The organism is Formosa sp. F44 (genome assembly GCF_056238645.1).
The window spans coordinates 1-2,615 of the sequence record NZ_JBWDLJ010000017.1 but is presented as its reverse complement, the minus strand read 5'-3'; the positions used below and the strand labels follow the sequence as shown (position 1 = coordinate 2,615).

Here is a 2,615-nt window from a genome sequence, read left to right as displayed (position 1 = left end):
ACAAGTAGATTTAAAGCTTTGGGAAGGTCAATCCAAACATCAAACAGAATGTCTTCAAATGACCAGACTCCTTTCTGTGTATACAAAACAGAGCACTATGCTGAAGAATAAAATACATGATGAAGCTGTTTTAGGAAATCCTAGCAAAGCAGTTGTAAGTTCTATAAAACGAAGCTTAAAACACGTTTTAAAAGAAATCAAAACTTTAGAAGATAAACTGATGGTATTAGTTAAAGAAGTCCACCAGGATGTATTAACTCGCTTAAAAAGTATACCAGGAATTGGAAACAAAACGGCATTGATGCTTGTGGTTCTTACAGATGGTTTTGAGCGTTTTACAAGCGGTAGTGAACTCTGCAGTTATGCTGGATTAACTCCTGTAGTTAGAAAGAGTGGTAGCAGTGTAAATGGACGCAGTAGAATAAGTAAAATAGGAAATCAAAAGCTTCGTAATTTATTATTTATGTGCAGTTTTAATGCTTGTAAATACAACAAAGTATGCAGAGATATTTATGAACGAATTGTAGCAAAAGGGAAGAGTAAAAACTGGCTTTAATAGCTGTGTGTAATAAGCTTTTAAAACAGGCTTTTGCTATCGCAAAATCTGGTTTAATATATGATGATTCTTATAGAAGTACTTTAGTGAAAAGTTAATGCTTTTTTACTTGTTTTTTACCACAGTACTTTGTTGTAAAACGTTTTCTTTACTTATTTGTTTTATTAATTGACTATTCTAACAGTCTATGATAATAAAAATAATTAACTCTATCATCTAGTATTGTTTCGATTTTATTAATTATCTCTAATAGATTGGGCATATCTATTTCAACATTTTGATAAGTATTTAAATAAAAATGATTTTCTAATTTTCTACTAAAGGGGTATCTTGAAAAATCGAGATTATCGGATTTGCTATCTGTTTTAATTGTTTCATTAATTTCTTTAATATAATCTAACAAAGTAATAGAAGTTTGGGTAAATTCCTCAAGAGCTTCTTCTCCATCAACGGCTTCTATTCTTTCTAGGGAATGAGTCATTAAATTATATAGATTATGTGTTTTTGGGAAAATACACTCATTTGATTGGATATTATTTAAAGTCCAAATAAGCGCCTTAAGGTAGAGTTCAATACCGTGGTTTAGGTTTGTTAAAATCGGAAATATTAATTCATCACCAATTTTGTCGTAGTTATCTTTTATGCAAAGTTCTAATGTGAATTTACTAGATTTTATAAATCCTTGCCCCATCGAAATTAGATTTCCAATAGGATCATCTTTATCTATACGCCAATTGACAAAAGCAGATTTGTTAAAATCAGGGTTTCCTTGGAATACTTTCCTGTATTTTTCCATTACTTTATTTAATGTTTAGTTTGTATCATATGGATTATAAGTTCCTTTTCCTTTACAATTAGGACACTCAATTAATTTATCACCATTTTCAGATTGAACCATTTTATCACCTTCACATACTTTACATTGATAAGGATTTTTTACTTTTTTAGTCATCGGTTTTTTAATGTTTTACAACGGTCTCGTATAAGAATAGTGCGATTTTGTGTGCGAGGATTTTCCGAAGGAAAATCAGACGTAACAAAATTGCACTAACCTTTGATTAAGCACTAATTTAAGCATTATTTTTATACAATGTGCCTGTTGCACAAGTTAAGAAAAAAGTAGTAATGCAATTGCTTAAAAAATGAACGTTTCTTATCTTTATGTATGCAGGGAAAAAAGACATATCAAGAGAAACTATTCAATCAATTTAGACTTAGCGAACGTGTGCCAGAAGACAATTTCTACCGGCGGCTTCATACAGCTATAGATCTTAATTTTCTTTATAAAACCACTCAAAAGTTCTATGGATCAAGCGGACAAAAAAGCATCGATCCCATTGTATTTTTTAAACTTTGTTTAGTGGGATATTTAGAAAATATAACTAGCCATCGCAAGCTTATTGCACATTGTAGCATGCGTTTGGATATACTGTATTTTTTAGGTTATGATATAGACGAAGAATTACCGTGGCACTTTACCATTAGCCGTACACGACAATTATTTCCGGAAGACGTTTTTGAATCTGTTTTTATAAAGGTTTTTGAACTATGTGTATCCGCAGGTATGGTCGCTGGACACACGCAAACAATAGATTCTGCTCCTGTAAAAGCCAATGCTTCCATGGATACTTTAGAACTTAAAGTTCCTGAAGAAGATTTAGAGAATCACCTGCGCCATATTCGTAACATTAGCAATCGAGATAAGCACACCCCTTTAAGGCAATCTAAAGAAAACAAAGCAGATAAAAATCAGCAAACTTTATCTGCATCTCACAAGGAATTACAAGCTATAAAAAGCCGTAATACCAAATGGGCAAAAGATCAAGATGCTCGCCCAGGAGCCGGCGCTAAAGGCAGTCGCTACACGAGTAATAAAACACATTATAGCCCCACCGATCCCGATGCGCGTATTAGTGTAAAACCCGGCAAAGCAAGAAAACTTAATTACCTCAGTCAGCTTACTGTAGATACTGCAAACCATGTTATAAGCGATATAAAAGCGTACCATGCAGACGGTAAAGACAGTCAGCATTTACCAGATATTGTTAAGCGCGTAAAA

3 protein-coding genes and 1 pseudogene are annotated in these 2,615 nt (G+C 32.8%); 2 read left to right on the top strand and 2 right to left on the bottom strand.

The window, feature by feature from the left end:
* Positions 1 to 654 (top strand): annotated as a pseudogene (locus AC0UBM_RS18310) (IS110 family transposase); the annotation flags it as partial.
* 74 nt (positions 655 to 728) lie between these two features.
* Here AC0UBM_RS18310 and AC0UBM_RS18305 read toward each other — a convergent pair.
* Together AC0UBM_RS18305 and AC0UBM_RS18300 are read right to left on the bottom strand one after the other, a co-directional pair.
* A complete protein-coding gene (locus AC0UBM_RS18305) occupies positions 729 to 1,352 on the bottom strand; it encodes a hypothetical protein (protein WP_475689631.1) in 624 nt (207 codons plus the stop codon).
* Positions 1,353 to 1,367: 15 nt separating this feature from the next.
* Complete coding sequence (locus AC0UBM_RS18300; protein ID WP_475689630.1) at positions 1,368 to 1,508, bottom strand: hypothetical protein; 141 nt, start codon at positions 1,506 to 1,508, stop codon at positions 1,368 to 1,370.
* A gap of 213 nt (positions 1,509 to 1,721) precedes the next feature.
* On the opposite strand from AC0UBM_RS18300, the gene AC0UBM_RS18295 reads away from it, so the two are divergent.
* The coding region (locus tag AC0UBM_RS18295; RefSeq protein WP_475689629.1) for a transposase at positions 1,722 to 2,615 on the top strand (894 nt) is incomplete at its 3' end.

Bases quoted from the DNA above. Each gene is read 5' to 3' on its own strand.
- AC0UBM_RS18305 (WP_475689631.1), bottom strand. From the start codon at position 1,352: ATGGAAAAATACAGGAAAGTATTCCAAGGAAACCCTGATTTTAACAAA.
- AC0UBM_RS18300 (WP_475689630.1), bottom strand. From the start codon at position 1,508: ATGACTAAAAAAGTAAAAAATCCTTATCAATGTAAAGTATGTGAAGGT.